The organism is Paraburkholderia sp. 40, from assembly GCF_050434105.1.
Lineage (GTDB): Bacteria > Pseudomonadota > Gammaproteobacteria > Burkholderiales > Burkholderiaceae > Paraburkholderia > Paraburkholderia tuberum.
Window position 1 is genome coordinate 1,827,440 of sequence record NZ_JBNPVY010000004.1, and the last position, 26,651, is coordinate 1,854,090.

The 26,651-nt window shown below is 63.0% G+C and carries 25 protein-coding genes, 3 tRNA genes and 2 pseudogenes; 6 read left to right on the top strand and 24 right to left on the bottom strand.

All coding sequences use genetic code 11. The features are described from left to right. Positions 1–8: 8 nt before the first annotated feature. The 3 genes and pseudogenes from OKW28_RS30075 to OKW28_RS30085 form a co-directional block, all read right to left on the bottom strand. Positions 9–509, bottom strand: coding sequence for a GNAT family N-acetyltransferase (locus OKW28_RS30075; RefSeq protein ID WP_429451004.1), 501 nt, complete (start codon positions 507–509; stop codon positions 9–11). A gap of 139 nt (positions 510–648) precedes the next feature. Further along, positions 649–1,387, bottom strand: a pseudogene (locus OKW28_RS30080) (TraB/GumN family protein). Between the two features lie 205 nt (positions 1,388–1,592). Continuing rightward, positions 1,593–2,297: a hypothetical protein gene (locus tag OKW28_RS30085; protein ID WP_429451006.1), complete on the bottom strand. Its 705-nt coding sequence runs from the start codon at positions 2,295–2,297 to the stop codon at positions 1,593–1,595. A gap of 663 nt (positions 2,298–2,960) precedes the next feature. Between OKW28_RS30085 and OKW28_RS30090 the strand changes: the two genes are divergently transcribed. Next, complete coding sequence (locus OKW28_RS30090; protein ID WP_429451008.1) at positions 2,961–3,338, top strand: hypothetical protein; 378 nt, start codon at positions 2,961–2,963, stop codon at positions 3,336–3,338. On the opposite strand, the gene OKW28_RS30095 is transcribed toward OKW28_RS30090, so the two are convergent. Together OKW28_RS30095 and OKW28_RS30100 are read right to left on the bottom strand one after the other, a co-directional pair. Continuing rightward, positions 3,308–4,207: an integrase core domain-containing protein gene (locus tag OKW28_RS30095; RefSeq protein WP_187639742.1), complete on the bottom strand. Its 900-nt coding sequence runs from the start codon at positions 4,205–4,207 to the stop codon at positions 3,308–3,310. The genes OKW28_RS30090 and OKW28_RS30095 overlap by 31 nt on opposite strands. Then, positions 4,204–4,593, bottom strand: a complete 390-nt coding sequence (locus OKW28_RS30100; RefSeq protein WP_187639741.1) for a transposase — start codon at positions 4,591–4,593, stop codon at positions 4,204–4,206. Before OKW28_RS30100 ends, OKW28_RS30095 begins: the two co-directional genes overlap by 4 nt. 178 nt (positions 4,594–4,771) lie before the next feature. Between OKW28_RS30100 and OKW28_RS30105 the strand changes: the two genes are divergently transcribed. Beyond that, positions 4,772–4,975: a hypothetical protein gene (locus tag OKW28_RS30105; RefSeq protein ID WP_429451010.1), complete on the top strand. Its 204-nt coding sequence runs from the start codon at positions 4,772–4,774 to the stop codon at positions 4,973–4,975. Between the two features lie 143 nt (positions 4,976–5,118). Here the strand turns inward: OKW28_RS30105 and OKW28_RS30110 are convergent. The 5 genes from OKW28_RS30110 to uvrC all read right to left on the bottom strand — a co-directional run bounded on the left by OKW28_RS30110 (position 5,119) and on the right by uvrC (position 8,757). Then, positions 5,119–5,192: transfer RNA gene (locus OKW28_RS30110), tRNA-Cys, on the bottom strand. Positions 5,193–5,321: 129 nt separating this feature from the next. After that, positions 5,322–5,397 (bottom strand) — tRNA-Gly (locus tag OKW28_RS30115). Between the two features lie 62 nt (positions 5,398–5,459). Beyond that, positions 5,460–5,535: transfer RNA gene (locus tag OKW28_RS30120), tRNA-Gly, on the bottom strand. Positions 5,536–5,734: 199 nt separating this feature from the next. Then, positions 5,735–6,328 carry a CDP-diacylglycerol--glycerol-3-phosphate 3-phosphatidyltransferase gene (gene pgsA, locus OKW28_RS30125; RefSeq protein WP_062127799.1) on the bottom strand — a complete coding sequence of 198 codons (594 nt, stop codon included), beginning with the start codon at positions 6,326–6,328 and terminating at the stop codon, positions 5,735–5,737. 197 nt (positions 6,329–6,525) lie between these two features. Further along, positions 6,526–8,757, bottom strand: coding sequence for an excinuclease ABC subunit UvrC (uvrC, locus tag OKW28_RS30130; RefSeq protein ID WP_429451012.1), 2,232 nt, complete (start codon positions 8,755–8,757; stop codon positions 6,526–6,528). 253 nt (positions 8,758–9,010) lie between these two features. Between uvrC and earP the strand changes: the two genes are divergently transcribed. The 4 genes from earP (at position 9,011) to OKW28_RS30150 (ending at position 13,208) form a co-directional block, all read left to right on the top strand. After that, on the top strand, positions 9,011–10,204 hold the full coding sequence (gene earP / locus OKW28_RS30135) for an elongation factor P maturation arginine rhamnosyltransferase EarP (RefSeq protein ID WP_429451014.1): 1,194 nt from the start codon (positions 9,011–9,013) through the stop codon (positions 10,202–10,204). A gap of 395 nt (positions 10,205–10,599) precedes the next feature. Further along, on the top strand, positions 10,600–11,157 hold the full coding sequence (efp, locus tag OKW28_RS30140; RefSeq protein WP_008919334.1) for an elongation factor P: 558 nt from the start codon (positions 10,600–10,602) through the stop codon (positions 11,155–11,157). Between the two features lie 274 nt (positions 11,158–11,431). Then, a complete protein-coding gene (locus OKW28_RS30145; protein WP_090801149.1) occupies positions 11,432–11,638 on the top strand; it encodes a CsbD family protein in 207 nt (68 codons plus the stop codon). A 187-nt stretch (positions 11,639–11,825) separates the two neighbouring features. Continuing rightward, positions 11,826–13,208, top strand: coding sequence for a sigma-54-dependent transcriptional regulator (locus tag OKW28_RS30150; protein ID WP_429451016.1), 1,383 nt, complete (start codon positions 11,826–11,828; stop codon positions 13,206–13,208). Between the two features lie 110 nt (positions 13,209–13,318). Here OKW28_RS30150 and nagZ read toward each other — a convergent pair whose 3' ends face one another. From nagZ to OKW28_RS30220, 14 genes and pseudogenes are all read right to left on the bottom strand, one after another. Further along, positions 13,319–14,347 (bottom strand): beta-N-acetylhexosaminidase, encoded by a 1,029-nt coding sequence (nagZ, locus tag OKW28_RS30155; RefSeq protein WP_429451018.1) that lies wholly within the window; start codon positions 14,345–14,347, stop codon positions 13,319–13,321. A gap of 66 nt (positions 14,348–14,413) precedes the next feature. Next, on the bottom strand, positions 14,414–14,887 hold the full coding sequence (acpS, locus tag OKW28_RS30160; protein WP_429451020.1) for a holo-ACP synthase: 474 nt from the start codon (positions 14,885–14,887) through the stop codon (positions 14,414–14,416). Between the two features lie 24 nt (positions 14,888–14,911). Next, positions 14,912–15,676 (bottom strand): pyridoxine 5'-phosphate synthase, encoded by a 765-nt coding sequence (gene pdxJ / locus OKW28_RS30165; protein WP_429451022.1) that lies wholly within the window; start codon positions 15,674–15,676, stop codon positions 14,912–14,914. Next, positions 15,673–16,587 carry a DNA repair protein RecO gene (recO, locus tag OKW28_RS30170; protein WP_429451023.1) on the bottom strand — a complete coding sequence of 305 codons (915 nt, stop codon included), beginning with the start codon at positions 16,585–16,587 and terminating at the stop codon, positions 15,673–15,675. The genes pdxJ and recO overlap by 4 nt, the downstream gene beginning before the upstream one ends. After that, positions 16,574–17,473, bottom strand: a complete 900-nt coding sequence (era, locus tag OKW28_RS30175; protein ID WP_026225953.1) for a GTPase Era — start codon at positions 17,471–17,473, stop codon at positions 16,574–16,576. Before era ends, recO begins: the two co-directional genes overlap by 14 nt. A gap of 54 nt (positions 17,474–17,527) precedes the next feature. Beyond that, positions 17,528–18,808, bottom strand: coding sequence for a ribonuclease III (gene rnc, locus OKW28_RS30180; RefSeq protein ID WP_429451025.1), 1,281 nt, complete (start codon positions 18,806–18,808; stop codon positions 17,528–17,530). A 185-nt stretch (positions 18,809–18,993) separates the two neighbouring features. Next, on the bottom strand, positions 18,994–19,887 hold the full coding sequence (gene lepB, locus OKW28_RS30185; protein WP_429451027.1) for a signal peptidase I: 894 nt from the start codon (positions 19,885–19,887) through the stop codon (positions 18,994–18,996). 18 nt (positions 19,888–19,905) lie between these two features. Continuing rightward, positions 19,906–21,699, bottom strand: a complete 1,794-nt coding sequence (gene lepA, locus OKW28_RS30190) for a translation elongation factor 4 (RefSeq protein ID WP_429451029.1) — start codon at positions 21,697–21,699, stop codon at positions 19,906–19,908. Positions 21,700–21,927: 228 nt separating this feature from the next. Further along, positions 21,928–22,200, bottom strand: a complete 273-nt coding sequence (locus OKW28_RS30195; RefSeq protein ID WP_429451031.1) for a glutaredoxin family protein — start codon at positions 22,198–22,200, stop codon at positions 21,928–21,930. Further along, positions 22,197–23,705: a DegQ family serine endoprotease gene (locus OKW28_RS30200; protein ID WP_429451033.1), complete on the bottom strand. Its 1,509-nt coding sequence runs from the start codon at positions 23,703–23,705 to the stop codon at positions 22,197–22,199. The genes OKW28_RS30195 and OKW28_RS30200 overlap by 4 nt, the downstream gene beginning before the upstream one ends. Positions 23,706–23,742: 37 nt before the next feature. Then, positions 23,743–24,784, bottom strand: a pseudogene (locus tag OKW28_RS30205) (MucB/RseB C-terminal domain-containing protein). Between the two features lie 4 nt (positions 24,785–24,788). Next, positions 24,789–25,403, bottom strand: a complete 615-nt coding sequence (locus tag OKW28_RS30210) for a sigma-E factor negative regulatory protein (RefSeq protein ID WP_429451035.1) — start codon at positions 25,401–25,403, stop codon at positions 24,789–24,791. 93 nt (positions 25,404–25,496) lie between these two features. Further along, positions 25,497–26,096, bottom strand: coding sequence for an RNA polymerase sigma factor RpoE (rpoE, locus tag OKW28_RS30215; RefSeq protein WP_006051939.1), 600 nt, complete (start codon positions 26,094–26,096; stop codon positions 25,497–25,499). A 106-nt stretch (positions 26,097–26,202) separates the two neighbouring features. Beyond that, the gene (locus OKW28_RS30220) at positions 26,203–26,619 is read right to left on the bottom strand and encodes a hypothetical protein (RefSeq protein ID WP_429451036.1); all 417 of its coding nucleotides are present in this window, start codon (positions 26,617–26,619) and stop codon (positions 26,203–26,205) included. Positions 26,620–26,651 lie beyond the last annotated feature (32 nt).

Below are 26,651 nucleotides of genomic sequence, written 5' to 3' on the forward strand. Positions count from 1 at the left end.
GTTCGCGTTCACAGCGCGCGCATCCACACATGCGGGATGCCGTCTTCGTCGTGAATCTCCGAGACCGGCATGAAGCCGAACGCACCGTAAAAACCTTGCAGATGCGCCTGCGCGTGGAGACGGATCGGCGTATCGGGCCACTGCGCACGGATTTGCGCGAGCGAGCGTTCGAGCATCGCATTGCCGAGACCGATGCCGCGAAACGGCGCGGTCGTCAACACCCGGCCGATGCGCACATCGGCATCCGCCGCATCGGGCAACAACACGCGCAGATAGCCGGCCAACGGCGGCAGCGCCGCACCGTCGCCGGTGCCATACGCAAGCAGATGCCAGGCGTCGACGTCGAGCCCATCGATATCGCCATACACGCAGTTCTGTTCGACGACGAACACCGCGCTGCGGGCGGCCAGCATCTCATAGACTTCGACGCTCGTGAGGTTCCCGAACGGCTTCCAGCGCCATTCGAGCTGGGCGAGCCGCGCGGCGGCGGTGTGTTGCGGTTCAGTCATCGGTAGCTTTCAGGGTCAATGCGCGACAGCGCAGGCAACGATCCGCAATTATGCCGCGCGCCTCGTCATCGAGCATGCGCAGGCCTGGCATCCGGGCGGTCGACACGGCTGTATTCAGTCGCGAAAGCCGCGCACGCGTTCAGAACACCGCTTGCACGGGTCGCGCGAGACAGTCCAGGGCCGCATAGATGCAGCGCGCCGACGACCACCAGCGTGCGCTCGCGAACCTCCAGCAATTCGCTCAGCCGCGCGGCCCACGCGCGATTGCGCACGTCGAGAATCGCCTGACGGATGCCGGCCAGATTGAACATCGGCGATTCGACGGCGATTTGCTGTATCGCGTGCAGATCGCCCTCCAGCCACGCCGCGTGCATCCGTTCGAGCGTGCGCTGCGGTTCGCCGCGGTCGGCCATCAGCATGTCGAGCGCCGCGGCAATGGCTTCGAGCGGAATCGATTCGAGCGCGACTGCGACGTCCCGCGCGGACTCGAGATATCGATACGGCTTCGCCTGCGCAAGCGCCGAGCGCAACATGCGCGGCTCGACACCCTCGACGACCTGCTGCAGCAGCGTCGGCGCGACGATCAGCGCGGCCCACGGACGCAGTGTTTCAAGCGGCGCGAGCAGGCCATCGGTCGGCCACAGCGCCTGCAGTTGAGTCCAGGCATCGTCGCGCATCCGGGGCCGCAGTTGCGCGGCGTCGGGGTGTGCGTCGGCTTTGAGAAACGGCAGGATCGTTGCTGGGTCGGACTCGAATACGAGCGCGTCGGCCCAGTCATAGGCTTCGGCGACCCATGGCGGCGTTCGACGGCTCGTCGCGGGAAACAGATGCATCGAGCCGAGCAGGCGGACCTGAGTGCCGGCGAGTTGGAAATACATGCGGCTTCAATGAAAACGGGCGATGACGATGGTGCGATTCTATCGCCCGGCCTGGATGAGGCGCGCCGGCGTGCGTTGCCCTTCCCCTGCGCGTGCCGTGCACGCCGTTAATCGGAATGCGCTGCTCGCGCGTGAGCCAAAAAATCAGACGCGATATCTGCGATCCCCCAATGAATGCGGGAACGCATCAAACGCCTGAACCCGATTATTGCCCGCCTTTTTTAAACGACTCGAGTTCGGTCGTATATCGCTCGTTTCTCACGCCATTGCTGCCGTAATACTCTTCCACCGATTTCACCCAACGGCCGACTTCCGGCACATACCAAAACGCTTTATACCTGCGTCCCGTCGCCTGAACAGGACCGATTCTCTGCGCATGCGTGATCATCGCGGTGTCGCCCTGCTCGACCGGGGTGGCTTGCGTGACCGTCCGCCGCGGCTCGAGTTGCGCGACCCAGTCGCCTTCGGCTTCGATCTTGATCACCTGGAATTTGCCGGCGGGCACTTCGACGGTTTCCGTTCCGACCACCCGATACTGCGGGTTCCACTTCTGCGAAGCGAATACCCGGTTCGGATGCTGCTCGGCGCATTCGACCGTCCAGCTCTTGCCCCGCGACAACGGAAACGCGAACGGCCGGTTCACGACTGTATCGGTGCCGTTCACGCTGCGCTCGCGGCTCCAGTCCGCTCCGGCGATCACTTCGCGTGGCGCCTGCGTCGAACCCGAGATCTTCGATTCGAAATAGATGTGCGATGGCGTCGCCCGCAGCACCGTCACCTGCTCGTGCGTCTGGTTCCAGCCCGACGGCCCTCTCTCGCTCGTCGACGTATATGTCCAGGTGTCCCCGGGTCTGACGTCGGGCGCCGGCGCCGATTGCGCAATCGCCGACAACGGCAAAGCGAGGCTCAATAGCAGCGCGGCGGTTCTTATTTTTTCATAGGTCGAATATAGTTTTATGTGCAACGAATAAGCAGCCGCGAATATCCGGGCGAATACTCGACGACGGACTTTAAAAAGCAAAAAGCCGGTGAGCACTTTACATGAATGTCGCTAGAATGCTGCCAGCCCACGCTGAATTGACGACATTAATAGTCACGATATAAATTAGAAAGAAAACAAAATACAAATGAAAGACCACCAAAAACGACCAGTAATCAGACCCGCCATTCTGGCTGCAACGAGCGCGTTGATGTTGTCCGCCTGCGGCGGAGGTTCGTCCAGCAATTCGGGATCGACGGCCAGCACCTCGAGTTTGAGCGACGCGCAGAAGAACTATGAGAGCTCTGCACTCACGTCTAACGGTGGACTGCATTATGTCGATGGCAGCCTTTCGCTCAGCGCGAATTCGGCGGGCAGGCTATCGGTCGGCTGGAGTAGCACGTTTTTCACCATCGACTCCAGCATCGCTCAAAGCCCCTCCACGGGCACTCAGTCGCTGATCGCCGGGACGGCTTCGCTCTCGTCGGCGCTCAAGCTCCCCACGTTGACCAATGGACGCCAGATCGTCAATGGCGCTGTGTATGTCGGCGCAGTTCCCGCGCGCAGGCGCGGGTCAGCTACGTGGGACCCAACGTGCAGGAAGACTATCTGGCGGCGGACGGTAGTACCGTGATCCGCACCTTGCTCGGCACCAGTTACACCGTCGTTTCGCTGAGCGGTCTGATATCCGCGACGCCGTCCGAACTCTTCACGAATAGCGCGTTGGGCCTGATCACGAATACGATCAACGGGCAATCGCTGTATAGCCCGCAGGCAAACTGGCAAGCAGGCGCTGCCTACATCAAGGTGGTGCGGCAAACGGTCGGAGACGAGTTGTACACCTACGACTGCATCTCACCGGCTACGACAGGCAGTAGTCCGACGCCCTGCTCGGCAACGGTATTGTACCGGCTCCGGTTGTTTGGACACGCTCTTGCAACTCAGGCGGCCAGCTTCATCAGCCGTTCCTGACGGGCTTCGAGGGGTGATTTGAAGCCCAGCTTTTCAAGGCGCCAGTTGCGATTGTATCGATCCCTGAACGCGATGGCGGCAGCGCGAACTTCCTCCAGGTTCTTGAAGATGCGCCCATGAATAGCTTGTTCCTTCATGGTCCGGTTGAACCGCTCAGCGACGCCGTTGGTCTGGGGTTCGGCGACGAAGGCGTAGCTCGGCGTGATGCCCCAGAACCTGATCTGGTCGCGGAAGTCATCCGAGGTGTATTGCGAACCGTGGTCCATGCGCAGCGACAACCCGCGGCCCGAGTCGGCGGCTACCGAGCCAAACGCGCCCAGCAGCCCCTGGGAGATAGGCTCGAGGGCCGCGAAGCGGTCACCGATTTTCGCGGCATGGATGCCGGTGCACATGCCATCGCAGTGATCAACGGCCGAGAAGATCCACACCATGCCGTCGTCCACGGTGGCAATGCGCACGCCGTCGGTGCCCCACATCTCATTGGGGCGATCAGTCGTGATCCGGCCGTCGTGAAGGCTGGGTTCGCCCCGTGCCTGACGGTGCGGCGAGAGCAACCGGTGCTCGCGCATCAACCGCAGGACGCGGGTCCGGGAGACGCGGATGTCGTGCACGATGCGCAGCCGCGCCCAGACCTTGCGGTGCCCCTCGCCGCTGAATGGTGAAGCCGCGAGATCATCGCGGATGGCCTTCAGCAGGTCAGCATCGTGCATCTTCGGCTTCGGTCCACGCCTGCGCGGAACCATCGGCGTCACCCTGGTGCTCGCTCTGGCACGGATGGCATAGATCGTCGAGCGCGGGAATTCGAGCACCTGGCAAACCCGTTGCAATCCAAAGGGCTTGCCTGCACTGGCGGAGATCTCGTGGCTCATGTCGACGATCTCCGACCGGTCAAAGGGCGACGGGCCTGCAGTTCACGTTCCCTGCGCAGAATCTCGTTTTCCATGGACAGCTCGCCAACGCGTCGCACGGCGTCATTGAGCCGCGCTTGCAGTGGATCGCTGGTCCGTGTCTTCAGGCCGGCCTCCATGCCGGCCAGTGCCAGCTCACGCCATTGCTCGAGCTCGGCGATCGTCACGCCGACTTCGCGGGACACGGCGTCAACAGGTTCGCCCCGCAGTAACCGAAGGACCACGCTACGTTTGCGGCCGGTCGACCACCGTTTGACTTCGGCGGCGCCAGAGGCGCTTCCAGTCGCGCTACGCGCTCCTTCCAGCGCCTCTGGCGCAACCGCATTCGCATTGGTTTTCTTCAACATCAACCACTCCAGTTTGGATCACACGTTTTACCCCAAATCTGTGTCCAAAAAAACCGGAGGCGCCGCACTCGGCAACGGTATCGACGCTGGAAAGTTTCTTTCCCTACGCCAGCACGACGGACGACAAGACCTATCAGCTTTCCGATGGCCAGATCGTCACGTTGCAGGGCGTTCGCGCATGGGTGGCCAACAGCGTGCTCGGGGCAGCACGACCGACTATCGCGTGTATTACCAGTACAACGGCGGCATCTACGCGGGTTACATGATCAGGAGCGGCACAACGATGGAGATAGCGCCGCTCGGAGGCGGTACGCTGCAAGAGAACTACTACTTCCTGAACACCGCTGCCGTGCAGTCGATTAAATCCGCGCTCAATTTCTGATCGATTCGGAGGAATCGTCTGCGGCACGCGGTCGGATCGACCGCTCCGCTCACATTGATGACGACGATCGACAAGGCTGGCGAAGAGAGGAACAGAAAAAGAAAAGCCCCGACAAGTCGGGGCTTTCGCTTTACATCAAAGACTGGAGGCGCGAGCCGGAGTCGAACCGGCCTAAACGGCTTTGCAGGCCGCTGCATAACCGCTTTGCTATCGCGCCGCAAGCGGACTGGAACCTGGACACGGGTTCGCAGATTTATCTGGTGATTACCAGAAGAACCGAAGCTCTGGAAAGTTCAGAACGAGCGGCCTTCCAAACAAAAAGGGAAGCGCTGCTTCCCCTGATGTATGGAGCGGGAGACGAGGCTCGAACTCGCGACCTCAACCTTGGCAAGGTTGCGCTCTACCAACTGAGCTACTCCCGCATTGAACTGCTTCACCGCGCTGCCTTTTTTTACTTCGCCAAACAACGCGATGCTTCAAATACTGGAGCGGGAAACGAGGCTCGAACTCGCGACCTCAACCTTGGCAAGGTTGCGCTCTACCAACTGAGCTATTCCCGCGTTGTGCTGCATTTACCGCTACTGCTTTACTGCGTCTCCGGTGGTTTCGCGTTGCGTGCATCGAAGAAGCGAAATTATGGAGAATCGACTGAAACGTGTCAACCCCTTTTGCCCATCTGTTTTAAAGAAAATATTTCTCTCGCAGTAGTGCGGGGTTCGAACACACTTTTGCGCCCCCCGAGCTCTTCTCTTCACACCGTCACGCAATGCCGCCGCGCTCGCGAATCTGCGGCCACGCGAGCTTCATGTAGTACAGCATCGACCAGATCGTCAGGAACGCAGCCAGATAGATCAGCCACAGGCCCCACACGCGCGTGTCGACCGTCACGCCGCCACCGAGCGGCAGCGGGCCATAGAACAGCAGCATCGGAATCGCGACCATCTGGCAAGCGGTCTTGAACTTGCCGAGCGAGTTCACCGCGACGCTCTTCGACGCACCGATCTGCGCCATCCATTCGCGTAGCGCCGAGATCGCGATTTCACGTCCGACGATCACGAGCGCGATCGCGGAATCGATCCGCGTGAGTTGCACGAGCACGAGCAGCGCCGCGGTCACCATCAGTTTGTCGGCGACCGGATCGAGAAACGCGCCGAACGCCGAGGTCTGATTCCATTTGCGGGCCAGAAAGCCGTCGAACCAGTCGGTGAGCGCCGCCAGGATGAAGATCGTCGCGGCCGCGAGATTGCGGTGCGCGGGGCTCATCATCATGTCGGGCAAATAGAACACACCGACGACGAGCGGAATCAGCACGATCCGCAGCCAGGTCAGGAATATCGGGAAATTAAACGGCATGGGGCAGGCGCAGCGTCTGACGAGTAAGTTGCAATTGTGCCGTGTCACAGGGCCTGCCACAAGCAAGCGCGCCCAGGCATGGCCGCGCGGGGGCGGCAAGCGAGCCGCCCCCGCGCGTGGTTCGCAGCCAGCCGCAGCGCGACGCCTCGGGTCCGACGAACCGTCGTTCCAATCACAGCGCGGCGTGGCCCGCCAATTCAATGCAGTTGCCGGTAGATCTGCTCGGCGAGCGCCTGCGAAATGCCTTCGACGCTCGCGAGATCCTCTACGCTCGCGGCCACCACGCCGCGCAAGCCGCCAAAGCGCGCCAGCAGGCGCTGACGCCGCTTCGCCCCTACGCCTTCTAGTTCTTCGAGCCGCGAGGTCTGGCGCGTCTTGCCGCGTTTGGCGCGCATGCCGGTGATCGCGAAACGATGCGCTTCGTCGCGGATCTGCGCGACCAGCATCAGCGCGGCGCTTTCCTTGCCGAGTTCGAGCGGCGTGCGGCCGTCTGCGAAAATCAGCGTCTCGAGACCGACCTTGCGCCCCTCGCCTTTCGCGACGCCGACGAGCATGCCAGTATCGAGCCCCAACTCCGTGAACACCTGCCGCGCGATCTCCACCTGCCCCTTGCCGCCGTCGATCAGCACGATGGTCGGCAGCACGCCGCCGGCCGCGGCCGGCTCGGCGGCATCGGCGGCGAGCGCGGGATCGGCGGCCGCGTCACTTTGCGATTCGGCGGCTTCGTCGCTCGCATTCGCGGCGGCCTGCGCGACCATCTTTTCGTAGCGGCGCGTGAGCACCTGGCGCATCGCCGCGTAATCGTCACCGGGCGTGATGCCGGCGATGTTGTAGCGGCGATACTCGGACGACTGCATCTTGTGGTGGTGATAGACGACGCAGGACGCCTGCGTCGCCTCGCCCATCGTGTGACTGATGTCGAAGCATTCGATGCGCAGATGCGCGAGGTCGTCGCACTCCATGCCGAGCGTGTCGGTCAACGCGCGCGTGCGCGCCTGCTGCGAGCCCTGTTCGGAGAGCAGGCGCGCGAGCGCGAGCCGCGCGTTCTGCTCGGCCATCGCGAGCCACGCGCGCCGCTGTCCTTGCGGTTGACGCAGTACGGTCACCTTGTGGCCCGCCTGCTCGATCAGCACGTCGACGAGTTCGCGCGCCGGCGCGTGGCTGACCACCAGCACCGGCGGCACGCGATTGCCGAGGTAATGCTGCGCGATGAATGCTTCGAGCACTTCGGATTCGATGCCGCCCAGTGCGCGGCCGTTGCGGCGCTTCGCCGCGGGGCCGGACTCTGCGTTTCCGTCTGTGCCTTCGTCCGCGACTTCGTCGCTGACGGCGTCCGGGGTCGCTTCGGCAGCCTCGTCGATCGCGTCTTCTTCGCTACCATCGGCGTCCTCGTCTTCCGACGGCATGTCCTGAGCGATCGCGAGCGCATCGGCCGAGGCGCTCGCCGCCGCGGCCGATGGCGCGACCGCTCGCACATCCGCCGATGCATCGTCCTGATCGCCGTCTTCTTCGAGCCCGCCTTCCTCCGCCGTCAACGCGCTCTCCACGTGCGTGGGAAAGTACGCCTTGTCGCCGAGATGTCGTCCGCCGCGCACCATCGCGAGATTCACGCACACGCGGCCGCCCAGCGCGACTACCGCGAGAATGTCGACGTCGCTGTCGCTGCCGACTTCGATTGCCTGCTGATGCAGCACCGTCGACAGCGAACTCATCTGGTTGCGCACCGCCGCGGCCTGCTCGAACTTCAGCTCGCTCGCGAACGCATGCATCTTCTGCTCGAGCTCCTTCATCACCTCGCCCTGGCGGCCGAGCAGAAAGCGCGACGCGTTGGCGACGTCGCGCGCGTAATCCTCCTCGCTGATGTTCGCGACGCACGGCGCCGTGCAACGGCCGATCTGATGCAGCAGACACGGCCGCGTGCGGTTGCTGAACACCGAGTCTTCGCAGGTGCGCAGCTGGAACACGCGCTGCAGGATCTGGATGCTCTCGCGCACCGCCCACGCGCTCGGGAACGGGCCGAAGTACTGGTTCTTGCGATCGACCGAGCCGCGGTAATAGGCCATGCGCGGAAACTTGTGCCCGGTCAGCTTCAGATAGGGATACGACTTGTCGTCGCGAAACAGGATGTTGTAACGCGGCGTGAGCGCCTTGATCAGGTTGTTTTCGAGCAGCAGCGCCTCGGCCTCGGAACGCGTGACCGTGGTCTCGATGCGCGCGATGCGCGTGACCATCATCGCGATACGCGGCGACAGCTGCGTCTTCGTGAAGTAGCTCGATACGCGCTTCTTCAGATCGCGCGCCTTGCCGACGTAGAGCACCGCGCCACTCGTGTCGTAATAGCGGTAGACGCCGGGCAGATGCGGCAGTTGGGCGAGCACTGTTTTCGGCTCGAAGGTGTCGGGGGCGTCGCTGGCTTCGGGTTCGGTCATGCGGGATCGATTGGGGTGGGACTGTCTCGCGCTGCCTCGCCGCTTGCACCGATTGCACTGATTGCGCCGATTGCGCCGCCGGGTGCCCGGCATCGTGCGCCGGGGGTCATGTCGCGTGTCGCCGATGCGGCCCGCATGGCGGACAAAGGGCGCGCGCGATCGCGAGCGAGGCTTTAGAATCGCCAGTTTAGAACATTCCGCGTTCGTTCGAACCCGCTCCGTTCGCCGGAATCACCGAGCCAGCCGAGCCGCCATGTCCTCCGTCGCGCCCGATTCCGGATCACCCGCCGCCCCTGCCAACCCGATCGCCTGCGATATCTTCTGCGCGGTGATCGACAACTTCGGCGACATCGGCGTGTGCTGGCGCCTTGCGCGCCAACTCGCGCGCGAGCACGGCTGGCAGGTGCGCGTGTTCGTCGACGATCTGCATGCGTTCAGGAGGCTGTGCCCGTCGCTCGAGCTGGAGCGTGCGCGGCAGACGCTCGACGGCATCGTCGTCGAGCATTGGCACGAGCCGTCCCATGCTGGCGATAGGCTCGAAGTCGCCGACGTCGTGATCGAGGCGTTCGCCTGCGAACTGCCGCCCGTCTATATCGCGGCGATGGCAGAGCGAGCGAGCGCGCCGCTCTGGTTCAACCTCGAATATCTGAGCGCCGAGGACTGGATCGCCGATTTTCATCTGCGGCCATCGCCGCATCCGCGCTACGCACTCAGCAAGACCTTCTTTTTCCCCGGACTCGGCCCCGGCACCGGCGGCGTCCTGAAGGAGCGCGATCTCGACGCGGCACGCGCCGCGTTCGAAGGATCGCCCGCCGCGCGCACCGACTGGTGGCGCAACGTCACGGGCCACGCGCCGCCGCCCGCCGACGCGACGGTCGTGTCGCTGTTCGCCTACGAAAACCCGGCCATCGACAGCCTGCTCGAACAATGGCGCGACAACGCAAGCCCGATCGTGCTGCTGGTGCCCGAAGGACGCATTTCCGGCGCTCTGGCGCGCTTTTTCGGCCTACCGTCGTTTGCAGCGGGCACCCATGCGACACTCGGCAACCTCAGCGCGCACGCGCTCGCGTTCACCGAACAGCCTGGCTACGACGCACTGCTCTGGGCGAGCGACGTCAATTTCGTACGCGGCGAGGACTCGTTCGTGCGCGCGCAGTGGGCCGCCAAGCCGTTCGTCTGGCACATCTATCCGCAGGCCGACGACGCCCATCTGCCAAAGCTCGACGCCGCACTTGCGCACTACACCCGCACGCTCCCAGCTGACGCGCGCGCCGCGCTCGAGCGCTTCTGGCACGCGTGGAACGGCGCTGGTCAGCCGGACTGGGCGGAATTCCAGCGCCACTATCCGGCCCTGAAACGGCGCGCCGCTGGCTGGGCGGTCGAACTCGCGCAAGTCGGCGATCTCGCCGGAAATCTGACCTCGTTCGCAAAAACTCAGTTAAAATAAGCGGTTATCCAACGGCCGACGACGCAAGCGCGGTCCGATTAGACCAACTACCCCATGGTCAGCCCGTCTGACCGGTCCCCTCGAAAAACACAGCACGCGTCCCAGTCTTCCGGTCGGGCACGCGAATGTCAAAAAAGGGACGTATGTTTGGGCGTGTTGCAGATCGGCGCCACTCGTGTACACGCCCGAACAGGGTAAAAATCAGGTAACGGACAGGTGGAACGCCGAGGCATTACGCCCCCGGGTTTTCGCCGCGAGCCGGTCCCGTTTCACGCATACGGGCTGCGCGGCCGCTTCACGCGGCGCGCGGCAGGCGGTGGGCGAAACGCCGAAGCCGCTTGCGCCGTATGCCGTTGAGCAACAGTTAAGCTATTTATCTCGTACAGGACAGTTTTATGAAGACCGCACAGGAACTCCGCACCGGCAACGTCGTGATGATCGGCGCAGACGCAATGGTCGTGCAAAAGGCCGAATACAACAAATCGGGCCGTAACTCCGCCGTCGTCAAGATGAAGTTCAAGAACCTGCTGACCGGCGCAGGCATGGAAACCGTGTACAAGGCGGACGACAAGTTCGACGTCGTCGTGCTCGAGCGCAAGGAAGTGACGTACTCGTACTTCGCCGACCCGATGTACGTGTTCATGGACGCCGACTACAACCAGTACGAAGTCGAAGCCGAAATGATGGGCGACGCGATGCACTACCTCGAAGACGGCATGGCTTGCGAAGTCGTGTTCTACAACGAGAAGGCGATCTCGGTCGAACTGCCGACCACGCTGGTTCGCGAAATCATCTACACGGAACCGGCCGTCAAGGGCGATACGTCGTCGGGCAAGGTGCTGAAGAACGCCAAGCTGAACACCGGCTTCGAACTGCAAGTGCCGCTCTTCTGCAACATCGGCGACAAGATCGAAATCGACACGCGTACGCACGAGTACCGCAGCCGCGCCTAAGCGCCCGTCTGCGTCACCCCGCCAGCGCCGGCGCCCTGCCGGCCTGCACAAAAAGCGCTCAATTTTTGGGCGCTTTTTCTTTTCTGTCGCGCCGTGTATGGTTTAGGAAAACTTTACCGGCAAATTTCTCAAAATTACCATCGCGACATCCGGTTTTCGCGTTGGGCGCGCGGCAAGCCCTTGATCGATTTCATCCACGCTCTTTGGCACGATCTCTGCTAGGTGGGGAGAGTTACGCGAGTATCGCTCATTTTCCACTCCTGGGAGAGGCACCATGAACAACGACATCGCTGAAGGTAAATGGAGACAGATGATCGGCAAGGCGAAGACCGCATGGGGCGAACTGACGGACGACGAGTTGACCAAGGCCGAAGGCCGGGCCGACAAGCTCGCTGGTCTGATTCAGGAACGCTATGGCAAAACCCGTGAACAGGCGGAACTCGAAGTGCGCCGGTTTTTCGATAGCAACCGGGATTTCTGACAGGACCAGTGAAGGAACTACAGGCGCCGGCCCGCGTGACTCAAGGCGCAGTGCCGGCGGCTGTCGTTTTTTCATCGCCCAAGCACCGTTCGTTTAGCCTGTCATCGAGCCCCCAGAGTCCGCGGTGCGCGCCATCAGCGTTGGCGGCGCACCGGGCATTCAACCCATTCATAAAATTGCGCTCGCCATGCCACACGCCCTGATTGTTGAAGACGATCCCAATAGCCTGTCCGGTCTGTCGGCAATCCTCGCCGCCGACGGCTTTTCAGTCGACACCGCGACCACGCTCGCCGAGGCCCGCGGCGCATTGACGCGCTTCATCCCCGACGTCGTGCTCGTCGACCTGAATCTGCCGGACGGCAGCGGCCTCGATCTGTTGCAGCATCTGCCCGCGCATCCGCCGGGCGGCGCGCTTCCGGTGATCGTGATGACCGGCAATGCGACCGTCGAGAGTGCGATCGAGGGCTTGCGGCACGGAATCTGGGACTATCTGCTGAAGCCGGTCAACATTCCGCGCCTGCGCAGCCTGCTCGCGCGCATTCCGCGGCCTTACGAGCTGACCGAGGAGGTCCAGGCGCTGCGCGCGGCGCTGCGTCAGCTTGGGCGCTTCGGCTCGATGCTCGGTCGCAGCGGCGCCATTCAGCACGTGTACGACACGATCGAGCGTCTTGCGCCGACAGAAGCCGCGGTGCTGATCTCCGGCGAGGCTGGCACCGGCAAGCAGATCGCCGCGCGCACGCTGCACGACATGAGCCGCCGCCGCAAAGGCCCGTTCGTCACGTTCGATTGCCGCGGCGCGACCGCGGGCGGGCTCAATCGCTCGCTCGACAGCATGCTGTTCGGTCACGAACGCGGAGCGTTCGGCGGCGCCGAGCAGCGCGAGCCGGGCCTCTTCGAACAGGCGAGCGGCGGCACGTTGTTCATCAACGAAATCACCGAGCTGCCGCGTACGCAGCAGGAAGCGCTGTTGCGCGCGCTCGATTCGCAGACCTTCATGCGCGTGGGCGGTACCAGCCAGATCGTGACCGACTTCCGGCTCATCGCGTCGACGCGCAAGTCGCCGCGCGCGGCGGTCGCGGACGGCTCGCTGCATCAGGACCTCGCGCTGCGCCTCGAAGCCGCCGCGGTCATGCTGCCGCCGCTGCGCGAGCGTGGTGAAGATCCGGTGCTGATTGCGCAGGCAGCCGTCGACGAACTGAATGTGGAAGCGACCGCGCGCGGTACGGCCGAGGTCGCGAAGCAGGCGGGGCCGAATTTCCTGCGCGAATGCCTCGCGTACGACTGGCCGGGCAACGTGCGCGAACTGCAGGAGCGCGTGCGGCGCGCTTATCAGGCATCGGGCGACGTGATCGAGTCGTTGCGCGCCGACGAAGCCAGCACGGCGAACGGCCGCGATCTGAACGGCAGTCGCGTGCAGGTGACCGTCGGTACGCCCCTCGCGGACGTCGAAGAAATGCTGATTCGCGCGACGCTCGACGCGGTCGGCGGCACGCGGCATCGAGCGGCGTCGTTGCTGGGAATCAGCCCGAAGACGCTGTACAACAAGTTGCAGCGCATGCGCTTGAACTGAGCGATCGGATCGCGCGTGCTGCGGTTGTCAAGCAAAGCTTGACGGCGGCTCGCACCGTTCGAAGCTGATAAAAAATGGCGCCTTGAATTGCTTCAAGGCGCCATTTCCGTTTATGCAAACGTACTGCGCAGTAGCCTCTGCGCTTCGGCGTACCGTGGCTCGGCCATCAGCTTGCTCCACGTGAGCGCTTTACCGCGCGGCCGCATGCGCTTCAGCCGCCGCTGCGATTCCCTCGACGGCGTGACGCGCAGCGCGTCGAGCACCTTCTTCGCTTCGTCCGGCTGGTTGCAGATCAGCACCATGTCGCAGCCGGCCTCCAGAGCCGCTTGCGCACCTTCGGTCAGCGTGCCGCCCTGGCGCGCGGCTTCCATCGACAGATCGTCGCTGAAGATCGCGCCTTCGAAGCCAAGCTTGCCGCGCAGGATGTCCTGCAACCAGATGCGCGAGAAGCCGGCCGGCTTCGCATCGACCCGCGGATAGACGACGTGCGCGGGCAGCACCGCGCCAAGCGACAGACCGAGCCAGTCGTACGGCGCGACGTCGTTGCCGAGGATTTCGTCGATCGGGCGTTCGTCGACGGGCATCGCGACGTGCGAATCTGCCTGCGCGAATCCGTGCCCTGGAAAATGCTTGCCGCAATTGCTCATGCCGGCGAGCGCGAGGCCGTGGTTCAAACTCTTCGCGAGCAGCGCGACCACGCGCGCATCGCGATGGAACGCGCGATCGCCGATCACCTGCGAGTGCCCATAGTCGAGGTCGAGCACCGGCGTGAAGCTCATGTCGATACCGCACGCGCGCAGTTCCGCGGCGAGGATATAGCCGACCGCGGTCGTCACCTTGGTCGCGTGCAGCACGTCCTGGTCCCACAGCGCGCCGAGCTTACCCATCGACGGCAGCACCGTGAAGCCGTCGGTGCGAAAGCGCTGCACGCGGCCGCCTTCGTGATCGACGGCGATCAGCAGATCCGGGCGAATCGCGCGGATGGCATCGGTCAGCCCGACCAGTTGCGCGCGGCTCTCGTAGTGGCGCGCGAACAGGATCACGCCGCCGGTCATGGGGTGAGCGAGACGCCTTTTGTCATCGCGGTTCAGCGTTTTGCCGACCACGTCGAGCATCACCGGTCCGGGTGTGGTTTTCATCGAATTCCGCTGGAAAGGACTGTGAGACAACACAAACGCGACCGCCAGCGGCCGCGCTCAACCTTTTCATTCTGTGGCGGGACGGGCGGACGAAGCCCGCGACGCCGACGCCGACGCCGCCAACGAAACTTCCGTATCGCCCGGCCGCTGCGTCTCCGCGATCACGAACGACACCGCGTAGTCGCGCTCGTCGCTGATCGTCACGCGCGCCGTGATGCCGCGCGCGTCGAGCCAGTCGGCCAGCTCGCCAGAGGCGACCACCATCGGCTCGCCGCTCGGCCGGTTCAGCGTTTGCAGCGCGCGCCAGCTCATCGGCCAGTGCATGCCGAGGCCGATTGCCTTCGAGAACGCCTCTTTCGCCGAGAAGCGCGTCGCAAGAAACGCGAGACCGCGCGCCGCCGAACGGGCGTGGCGCGCGTGGTACACGCGTAGTTCGTCGGGACCGAGCACCTTCTCCGCGAAACGGCCATTGGTGCGAGTCATCACCGCTGCTACGCGGCTGACCTGAACGATGTCCGTGCCGATTCCGTAGATTGCCATGCGTGCGTCCGTCGCCAGGTTGCGTTACGCGCGCGCGCCGAGACGCGCGGCGACCATGATCGCCTTCATCTCGCGCACCGCGTTGTCCCAGCCCGCGAAGATCGCGTGCGCGACGACCGCATGGCCGATGTTGAGTTCGACGATGCCGTCGATCGCCGCGATCTGCTGCACGTTCGTGTAGTGCAGGCCGTGGCCCGCGTTCACTTTGAGGCCGAGCGTCGCGCCGAATTCGACTGCTCGCACGATGCGCTCGTATTCGCGCTGCTGTTCCGCGGGATCATGAGCTTCCGCGTAACGGCCTGTGTGCAGCTCGATCACCGGCGCGCCGGCTTCGTGCGCGGCGCGAATCTGCGTCTCCTCGGGGTCGATGAAGAGCGACACGCGCGAGCTCGCGTCCGCCAGTTGCTTGCATGCGGCGCGCACCGCCTCGAACTGTCCGGCGACGTCGAGACCGCCTTCGGTCGTCAGCTCCTCGCGCTTTTCCGGCACGAGGCACACGTCGTGCGGTTGCACTGCGCACGCGATGTCGAGCATTTCCGGTGTGACCGCGCATTCGAGATTCATGCGCGTTTTCAGCAGCGGACGCAGCTTGTGTACGTCGGCGTCGACGATATGCCGGCGGTCTTCGCGTAGATGCAGCGTGATCGCGTCGGCGCCGGCTTCTTCGGCCATCAGCGCGGCGCGGATCGGATCGGGATAGGACGTGCCACGCGCGTTGCGCAGCGTGGCGACGTGGTCGATGTTCACGCCGAGATCGATCGCGGTCGGCGAAGTCAGGAAGAAGCTCATAGGTTCTGCAGGTCGATCAGGATCTGGCGGGTAGCAAGCGGCGCGCCGCCGAGATAGGTGTTGAGCAGGAAGCGCATCAGCGTTTTGCTTTGCGCGACGGTCTGTGCTCGATGGTAATCGTCCTTTTCCATATCGAGCAAGGTTTGTCCCGTCACTACCGGCCACTGCGCGGGCCATTCGTCCGATGCCTCGCGTACTCCGCGCTCGGGATCGAACACGTAGCGGCCGTCGGCGAGCACCGCTTTGCGCGCGACCGTGCGGTCGAGCGCCATCGCGTAACCGGTCTCGCGTAGCAGCACGCGTTCGAACGAGCGTAGCACCTGCACCGGCGGCTCATCGTGCGCGAGCCGCGTCAGCGTGACGACGTAGTGATGGAACAACTGAAGATGCGGGTCTTCGCGCGCGCAGAAGCGCACCAGCAGTTCGTTGACATAGAAACCGCACAGCAGCGCGTCGCCGGTCAGCGGCAGCATGCCGCCGACCCATTCGGCGCCGGTCAGCGTGCGCATTTCGGACTTGCCCGACCACGCGAGCGACAGCGGCTGGAACGTTTGCAGCACGCCGCGCAGCGCGGAGTGCGGGCGCTTCGCGCCCTTTGCGACCAGCGCGAGACGGCCGTGATCGCGCGACAGCACGTCGATGATCAGGCTGGTCTCGCGATACGGATAGCTATGCAGCACGAACGCGGGCTGCTCGGTGATCCGATATTCGGATGTGGAGGTGCGCGGCGCGCGGCGCGCCGGCGTCTTGCGTGGCTCGCCACCGTCGGCGGGTGCGCTTTTCGCGCTTTCTGCGCTTTTTGCGTCGGCCGACGATTTCCTCGCGCTACGCGTGGGCCGAGACGGTTCGTGCTCCGGCTGATCCGAAGCCTCGTCTGAATTGAGCGTCATCCACGCGTCATTCGTACCCATACGCACGAAGCCCGGCTTCGTTGTCGGCCCAGCCGCTCTTCACCTTGACGAAGGTCTCGAGGTACACCGGCCCGTCGAACAGCTTTGCCATGTCGAGGCGAGCCTCGGTGCTGATCTGCTTCAGCTTCGCGCCCTTCTGGCCGATGATCATCGCCTTGTGCATGTCGCGATCGACGAGGATCGTCGCGAAGATACGGCGCAGCCGCCCTTCGGTTTCGAACTTCTCGATCAGCACGGTGCTCGTGTACGGCAGCTCGTCGCCGGTCCAGCGGAAGACTTTCTCGCGCAGGATTTCGGCGGCAAGGAAGCGCTCGCTGCGATCGGTCAGGTCGTCCTCGCCGTAGATCGGCTCGCCTTCCGGCAGGAACGGCTTGACGGTGGCCATCAGACGTTTGATGTCGTCGGAATTTTTCGCCGACAGCGGCACGATCTCGTTGAACTCGCGCAGCGTGCTCATCTGCTGCATGAACGGGAACAGCGAGTCTTTATCCGACACGCGATCGAGCTTGTTCGCGATCAGCAGCGTCGGGACCTTCGCCGGGATCAGGTCGAGTACCTTCTGGTCGTCAGGGCCGAAGCGGCCTGCTTCGATGACGAACAGGATCGCGTCGACCGAGGTCAGCGTCGATGTAACGGCGCGATTCAGCGAGCGGTTCAGGGCGCCGCTGTGTTTGGTCTGAAAACCGGGCGTGTCGACGAAGATGTACTGGGCGTCTTCGAGCGTATTGATGCCGGTAATGCGATGGCGCGTGGTCTGCGCCTTGCGCGACGTGATGCTGACTTTCTGGCCGACCAGCGCGTTCATCAGCGTGGACTTGCCGACATTCGGGCGGCCGACGATCGCGACCATGCCGCAGCGAAAACCAGTGGGAGTGGGAGCGTTCATATTCGGACTACGGTAGGTTCAGTTCGGCGCGCGCGACGCGCACGCCGATGGCAATCAATGGCCCGCATCGGCGACGCGCGTTTGCACCGCGTCGGCGACGCCGGTTTCGTGTTCGGCAGGTGCCGGGGGCACCGAGACAACCGACGCGGGCGCGGCGGTCACGCCCGATGCAGCAGTACCCGGCGCGGCTTCGCGGCTGCGCTGACGGTCTGTGCCGCGAGCGTGTGACGGCGTGTCGGCTTTGAGGTCGGGGGTTTTGTCCGCTGCGGGTTTTTCGGCCGGCTTGTCGACAGATTTCTCGCCCGCGTGGATCGAAACCTTGTCGGCCCTCTCCGTCTTTTCGGACTTTTCGGCGCGCTCCGGCTTGTCCTGTCCGCTGTACTCCACATGCGCGGCACGAATTACAGCCAACGGCGCACCGGCGGCACCCGGCGCGGCACGCTCGGTCGCCGGTCTTTCAGCGGCTGATTTTTCCACGGAAGGTTTGTCGGCGTGCGCTTCCAGCGCGACAGCCGCGCGCCCTTCACCGCGCGCGCTCTTGCGATCCGGTGTGCGCAAATCCAGTGCGGCCTGTACGCCGGTCACGCCCGGCACGATTTCCTGCTCGGCATTTTTCGCGGCACGCGCGCCCTTCGAGCGCTTCGGCTTCGCGACCACGGCAGGCGCCGCGGCCATCACTTCGTCGAGCGCCTTCTTTGCGGCCGCCTGCTCCGCCGCGCGACGGCTCGCGCCGGAGCCAGACACCTTGACGTCCAGCTTCGGCACCGTACATTCCACTTCGAACTGCTGATTGTGCGCCGCACCATGCGTGGCGACGACCGTATAAGTAGGCAACGCAATCTTGTGGCCTTGCAGATACTCCTGCAGCAGCGTCTTCGCGTCCTTGCCGAGCGTACGCGGGTCGATATGATCGAGAATCGGTACGTAAAGGCGCTTGATGACCGTCTGCGCAGCCTCGAATCCGCCGTCCAGAAATATCGCACCGAGCACCGCCTCGAGCGTATCCGCGAGGATCGACGGGCGGCGGAAGCCGCCGCTGCGCAACTCGCCCTCGCCGAGGCGCAGGCCCTCCGAAATATTGAGTGCCTGAGCAATCTCGTAGAGGGACTGCTGTTTGACCAGATTGGCGCGCACGCGAGACAGGTCGCCTTCGTCGAGTTTGCCGAAACGTTGGAACAAAAGCGCAGCCACCGCGCAATTCAGAACGGAGTCGCCGAGAAATTCGAGCCGTTCGTTATGCGTGGAGCTATGACTGCGGTGTGTTAGAGCCTGGCGCAGCAATTCCGCATTGCGAAATTCGTAGCGCAAACGGCTTTCCAACGGAGATAGGGGCATGGGCAGAGTATAACGCGGGCGCCTGACCCGGCGGAAACACGGGGCGCCAGCGGAAAAAGCGTGGTGAAACGACGTTACCGCGAGTTCTTAAAGTAGCATGACAACACGCCGCGACCGAGATAACCGGGTGCCGGTTATTCGCGCGGCGTGTGAGAAGCGCTCATGAAGCGATCAATGCACGCGACTCACTGGAAAGAGCCGATGCGCCGCAGATCGCTGAAGTTCATCCAGATGAAAAATGCGCGGCCGACGATATTGCGTTCAGGCGCAAAACCCCAGTACCGGCTATCCGCGCTGTTGTCGCGGTTATCGCCCATCATGAAGAAATTGCCCGGCGGCACTTTGCAGATCACGCCACGCGCGTTGTACTGGCAGTTGTCGCGATACGGATAATCTTCCGCACCGACGATGAACGGCGGCACCGCCGGATTATTCAGAATCGCGTTCTTGCGGCCGTCGATATCTTCCTGGAACTGCTTCGCATAACCGAGACGCTCTTCGTCGAGATAATCGGGCAACGGCGTTTCAGGCACCGGCTTGCCGTTGATCGTGAGTTTCTTGTCCTGATACTCGATCACGTCGCCGGGCAGACCAATGACGCGCTTGATGTAGTCGACCGATTCGTCTTTCGGATAACGGAACACCACCACGTCGCCGCGATGGACCGGACTGCCCTGCGTGATCCTCGTGTTGGTAATCGGCAAACGTAGACCATATTCGAATTTATTGACGAGGATGAAGTCGCCCACCAGCAGCGTCGGCACCATGGAGCCCGATGGGATCTTGAACGGCTCGATCACGAACGAGCGCACGACGAACACCACCAGAATCACCGGAAAAAAGCTCGCCGTATATTCGAGCCACCACGGCTGACGCAGCTTGTCGTCGCGCAGACGCGCGCGCGTTTGCGCGGCGTTTTCATCGGCGAAACGCTCGCCGATGCGTGCCTGCTGACGATCGAATTCGGCGACTGCGGCTTCCGCCTCGCGGCGCCGTTTCGGCAGGAAAACCAGTTTGTCCGCGACCCATGCGACACCCGTCAAAACGACGAGCACAAAAAGAATCAGCGCAAAATTCATAGGGTTCCGTTATTCAACTTATTTGTCTTCGACACGCAGAATAGCGAGGAAAGCCTCTTGCGGGATTTCAACCGAGCCCACCTGCTTCATTCGCTTCTTGCCCGCCTTCTGCTTTTCAAGCAGCTTCTTCTTGCGCGTGATATCACCGCCGTAGCATTTTGCCAGCACGTTCTTACGCAACGCTTTAATGTTTTCGCGCGCAATAATGTTCGAACCGATCGTGGCTTGAACCGCTACGTCGTACATCTGACGCGGAATCAGCTCGCGCATTTTCGCCGCCACTTCGCGGCCGCGGTACTGGCTTTGCGAACGGTGCACGATAACCGACAGCGCATCGACCTTGTCGCCGTTGATCAGCATGTCGACCTTCACGACGTCCGACGCGCGGTATTCCTTGAACTCGTAATCCATCGACGCATAACCGCGCGAAATCGACTTCAGACGGTCGAAGAAATCGAGCACGACTTCACCCATCGGAATTTCGTACGTAAGCTGAACCTGACGACCGTGATACTGCATGTTGATCTGGTTGCCGCGCTTCTGCGTACACAACGTGATCACCGCGCCGACGTAGTCTTGCGGCATGTACAGGTTCACGGTGACGATCGGCTCGCGCACTTCCTCGATCTTCGACGGCTCCGGCATCTTGGCCGGATTCTCGACCATCAGGGTCGTGCCGTCGCGCTGCAGGACTTCGTAGACCACGGTCGGCGCCGTCGTGATCAGGTCCATGTCGAACTCACGTTCGAGACGTTCCTGCACGATTTCCATGTGCAACAAACCGAGGAAGCCGCAGCGGAAACCGAAACCGAGCGCCTGCGACACTTCCGGTTCGTACTGCAGCGATGCGTCGTTCAGCTTCAGCTTTTCGAGCGAATCGCGCAGCGCGTCGTACTGATTCGCTTCGACCGGATACAGACCCGCGAACACCTGCGGCTTCACTTCCTTGAAACCCGGCAGCGGCACGGCCGCCGGCTGGTTCACGAGCGTAACCGTGTCGCCGACCTTCGCCGCCGCGAGTTCCTTGATGCCAGCGATGATGAAGCCCACCTGCCCCGCCGACAGTGATTCGAGATCCTTCGACTTCGGCGTGAACACGCCGATATGTTCAACCGGATACTGCGCGCCGGTTGCCATCAGCCGGATCTTGTCCTTCGGACGCAGCGTGCCGTTGACGATGCGCACCAGCATCACGACGCCGACGTAGTTGTCGAACCACGAGTCGATGATGAGAGCCTGCAGCGGCGCTTGCGGATCGCCCTTCGGCGGCGGCACTCTCACGATCAGCGCTTCGAGCACGTCTTCGACGCCGAGGCCCGTTTTCGCGCTGCAATGCGTCGCGTCGGTCGCGTCGATGCCGATCACGTCCTCGATCTCGGCGATCGCGTTTTCGGGGTTCGCCGCAGGGAGATCGATCTTGTTCAACACCGGCACCACTTCGACGCCGAGTTCGATGGCCGTGTAGCAATTGGCGACGGTTTGCGCCTCCACGCCCTGGCTCGCGTCGACGACGAGCAGCGCGCCTTCGCACGCGGACAGCGAGCGGCTGACTTCGTACGAGAAGTCGACGTGCCCCGGGGTGTCGATCATGTTCAGGTTGTAGAGCTGCCCATCGCGCGCGCGGTACGACAACGCGGCGGTTTGCGCCTTGATGGTAATGCCGCGCTCGCGCTCGAGATCCATCGAGTCGAGCACCTGAGCTTCCATCTCGCGGTCGGACAGACCGCCACAAATCTGGATGATGCGATCGGCGAGCGTCGACTTGCCATGGTCGATGTGCGCAATGATCGAGAAGTTACGAATATGATCCATTCAGTGCCGATCAAGCGAAAAGGCGCGCCCGGACAATAGCGGAGCACGCCTTGTAAGTAGGTGAAAATCTTATCTATTTTAGCCGAAAAGCCCATCGGCCGGCGCATCTTGCGAAGCGCGGGCCTCAAGACGGCGTAGAGGATGCGAGAAAATTACTGTGCGCATCGCAGTGAGCCGCGGCAAAAATGCGCATGGATCGCGCGAAACCAGATGCCGCGCGGGTGCGTATCAGGATGCCGCCGCGACACGCGACGCATGTGCAGCCAATGCTGCCCGCACGGGTGCTTCGTCGAGATGGTAGTGGCACAGTTCGACGCCATCGCAAACCAGCACCGGCACCAACTCGTTGTAACGCGCTTCGAGCAACGGATCGCTGTCGACGTCGATCAGCGCCAGCTGCGCTCCGAACTCGGCCAGCAACGGCTCGAGCGCAGCGCGCATCTCCTCGCACAGATGGCACCACGCGCGCCCATAGAGCGTGAGCGATACCGTCTTCGTCATTTCTGCGCGCTGCGCGGACGAATCGGCACGAACTGCGTGTTGTCGCCGCGACGAACCAGCAACGCGACCATCTTCTGCGAATCGAGGTGTGAGGTCAGCTCGTCGAACTGTTTCGCGCTCGTCACATCCGTATCGCCAACCCGCAGGATGATGTCGCCCTTTTGGAGCCCAACACGCGCGGCCGGACCGTCGACCGCGTCGACCTGCACGCCGTTCTGAATCTTCAGCGCTTTCTGCTGATCGGCGGGAATGTCGCTGACCGCGATGCCGAGCGCGTTGGTCGCGCGCTGCTTTGGCGCTTGCGGCTTCTTCTGATCCGCCTTCGCGACCTTGTCCGGCTGCATTTCTGCGATCGTGACCGGCAGTTCGCGCGTTTGACCCTTGCGCCAGATCGTGATCGACGTCTTCGTGCCCGGCTTCGTATCGCCGACCATGCGCGGCAGGTCCGTCGCCGTGTCGACCGAATGAGCGTTGAACTTCAGGATGATGTCGCCCGGCTGCACGCCGGCCTTATCGGCGGGTCCGCCCGGCTCCACGCTGCTCACAAGTGCGCCCTGCGCCTTCGGCAAACCGAGCGAATCGGCGACGTCCTTCGTCACTTCACCAATCGCCACCGCGATGCGGCCGCGCACCACCTTGCCCGAACTCTTCAGCTGATCGGCCACGCGCATCGCCTCGTCGATCGGAATCGCGAACGAAATGCCCATGAACCCGCCGGTGCGGCTATAGATCTGCGAATTGATGCCGATCACCTCGCCCTGCATGTTGATCAGCGGACCGCCCGAATTGCCCGGATTGACGGCCACATCAGTCTGGATGAACGGCAGGTAGTCGCCGGTGTCGCGTCCCTTCGCGCTGACGATACCGGCAGTCACCGTGTTTTCGAGACCGAACGGCGAACCGATCGCGACAACCCATTCGCCGACGCGCACCTTGTTCGAATCGCCGATCGTGATGGTCGGCAGGTTCGACGCGTTGATCTTCACGACCGCGACGTCGGTACGGTCGTCGACGCCGATCAGCTTCGCCTTGAATTCGCGCTTGTCGGTCAGCGTCACGTAGATCGTGTCCGCGTCGTCGATGACATGCGCGTTGGTCATCACGTAGCCGTCCGCCGACAGGATGAAGCCCGAGCCTACCCCGCTGTTCTGCTCGGCGTCCGAGTTGTCCGGTGAATCCGGGCTGCCGCCACTACCGCCGCCGCCCCCGTTATCACCCCCGTGCGGCGATTGCGGTGACTGCGGCAACGGAATCCCGAAGAAGCGCCGGAAGAACTCCGACATGTCGCCGTCGTCCATACCCGGCGGCAGGCCGCCGCGGGAACTACCGTTCGACACGCGCGTTGTCGTGCGAATGTTGACGACCGCCGGGCCGACCTTGTCGACGAGGTCGGTGAAGTCGGGCAGGTTGGCAGCGGGAGCCGCCGATGCCATATGCGGCACAAGCGGCAAACACGCCGCCACCACTACGGCCGCGAGGAATTTGCGCACCGAGAAAGTCGTCATATCGTAGCAAGCCGAGGGATTTCAGGATTCGGAAGGGTTACTTCGGAGCTTTGTATTCTATGGCAGACGCGAACTGCTGCAATGTGGTTTGGGGCACTTCACCGAGCAGGGTAATCCAGAAGTCGCCCTGACGCTTGACCAGTACGTGCGTCGCGCCGCTATCGCCCGTGCCTTCCTTACGCGTATTTTTCTCGACGGGCTCGACGAACACCGAAATCGCTGCGAGGCCGTCGGAAAACACGGCCTGGTCGACCGGGATCGGAGGCTGCCCCGCCTCGCGCGAGGCCATCGGACGACGCAACTGGCGGATCATATGGAAGCCCGGTACCGACGGCATGATTTGCCAACCCTGCGCGGCCATGTCGACCGGCTCGACTGGCGGACGCACTACCGTCCAGCCCGTGAGATTGCGGATGCCGTTGACGATGCCCGTCTTGTCGACCGGCACGCCGATACGGACCTGCGAAAACGACAACTGCTCGAGCACCTGACCGCTCGGGTCGAGCGTCTGCGCGCGCAACAGCAGACCGGACTTTTTGTCTGCCCACAGCTTGTACGTGAAGCGGTACGCGTCTTTCGGATCGAGTTCCATCACGAGGCTGTCGACGCCCGCGACGCGGTCGTCGTCAAGCATCTTCGGCTCGTAGACGGACAGCACCTGCTCGCCGTTCACCGACAGCAGCGCAGGGAATGAGTCCTTGTTCTGCCGTTTTTCGAAGACCACGATACGCCGCTCCGGCAAGAACGTGTACATGTCGTCGTTGTGACGCAGCATTTTGCGCGGCTTGCCGTCGAGGCTTTCGAGCTGCTCGAACTCGCCGTCCGTACGCGTGGAGTAATGTGCGATGCGTGACGTCTGCACGAAACTGCCGCCGCTGATAGACGAACGCGCCCTCGTAGTTCTGCTGCTGGGCGGCCTGATGGATGCGGTCGAGCAGTTCCGCCGCCGTGCGACGGGCGACGGCAGGATCGTCTTGTGCGAAGACCCGCGGTGTAGCGGACAACAACACGGCTGCGCAGAACAGAAATGCTGGCAACCGCCCCCAGATAGTCGTTTTATTGAACCGCGGAGTCTGCATCAAACTATTGGCCCTGCGTGGAGACTGAGGCAGCGCGAATCACCGGCATCGAGCCTGCCATCGCCGGTTGTTGCGCGAATTGCTGATGAGCTTCGAGGTACTGATCGAGGCTCGCGTCGCGAATGATGTTGGAGTCTTGCTCGGGCACCGAGGCCATGGCGACACGCTGCACCGCGTCGCCGTGCGATTGAAGCGAAGCGATCTGCGCACCCGGACCACCCGGCACGCCCTGCAGCTGCGGCACGACGATCCAGGTCAACGTAGCGGCCGCGGCAGCGACGGCAAAAGCCGGCACGACTCGCCGGCGCAGCCCGAGCAGACGGCGCGCGACCGATGCAGACGCGGCGGCGGGCGCCAGCACATGCGGCTCGCTTTCCAGACGCGCGGCAAACCCGCTCAGAAAGGCACTGCTCCGTGCGGGGCTGACTGCCAGATCGTCGGAACGTAACGCGTCGCCGATCAGGTGGTAGCTCGACCAGGCAGCGCGATCATCGCCGCCCAGTTCCGCAAGAAACTTGTCCAGATTCACATGCTCTTCGCCGAACAACTCACCGTCGACGAAAGCTGACAGACGCTCGCTGTGCGAGCCCGCTTGCGATTGCATCGAGACCGACCCCATGATGCTCCCCATCTTCCAAATACCCCGTAGTGACACCACTAATCCAGATATTGCACCGCTGCCCCGCCAAGCCGGCTGGACGCTCGGAAACGTCTACCAGCGCTTGCCTTCGGGTGTGTCAAGCAACGGTCGCAATTTTGCCGCAATGGCTTCGCGAGCGCGGAAAATTCGTGATCTGACTGTGCCAATCGGGCAACCCATCATTTCGGCGATTTCCTCGTAACTCAAACCCTCAATTTCTCGGAGAGTAATGGCGGTGCGCAATTCTTCCGGTAAAACCGCCATCGCAGCATTGACCGTCTCAGCGATCTGCTTGCTCATCAACATCGACTCAGGTGTGTTGATATCCCTTAGTTGGTCGGCATCGGAGAAAGTTTCAGCTTCTTCAGCATCCGCTTCGGTCGAGGTCGGCGCGCGCCGGCCCTGGGTGGCAAGGTAGTTCTTCGCGGTATTGACCGCAATCCGGTACAACCACGTATAAAACGCCGACTCGCCGCGAAACTGCGGCAACGCGCGATACGCCTTGATAAAAGCGTCTTGCGCGACGTCTTCGACTTCGGCGGGGTCCCGCACGAGACGCGAGATCAGCCGGAGAATCTTGCGGTGGTATTTGGAGACCAGAAGCTCGAACGCGGCCTTGTCGCCCTTCTGGACGCGCTCGACCAGCACCTGATCAATTTCTTTTTCGCTCACCTGATAAATCCGTTAACTTAACTATAGGGCGCATGGCGGGGGACCATTGTAGCGTCCCCCTCGTGAGGGCACGTTACTACGGTAACAGCGGTTACAGTCGTTACAGTCAGGCGCCGGCCGCACGCCGGCCCAGCACGGAAAGTTCGCGGAAAATAGCGGACGGCAGCGCGTCCGCGGCGAGCAGCAGGGAGCGCCTGCGACCCGTCGGTGCGCGCATGAGGCCGCGCCTTCGACCACCCTCGGGATCGAGCTCAAGCACGAGCAAACGGCCGCTCCACTGCGCGCAACCGACCATGCGGCCCCGCGCGAGCAACTCACCCGCGTGGTTCCAGGCGGAAATCTCGCCCATCGCGACATGCAGCGCGATGGCCTGCGCCGCGTCATGCCTCGCCGCGCAGAGCATGAGCAGTGCTGCGACGGCGAGCGTCAACGGAGCGGCCTGCCAAGCGCCCACTCGCGGCGCGAGACAGGTATAAACGGCTAACGTCGCAATCAGCACGAACGCTCCCACCGCGGCACGCATTGCGATAGAGCGACGCAGCGTGATCCGCTGCG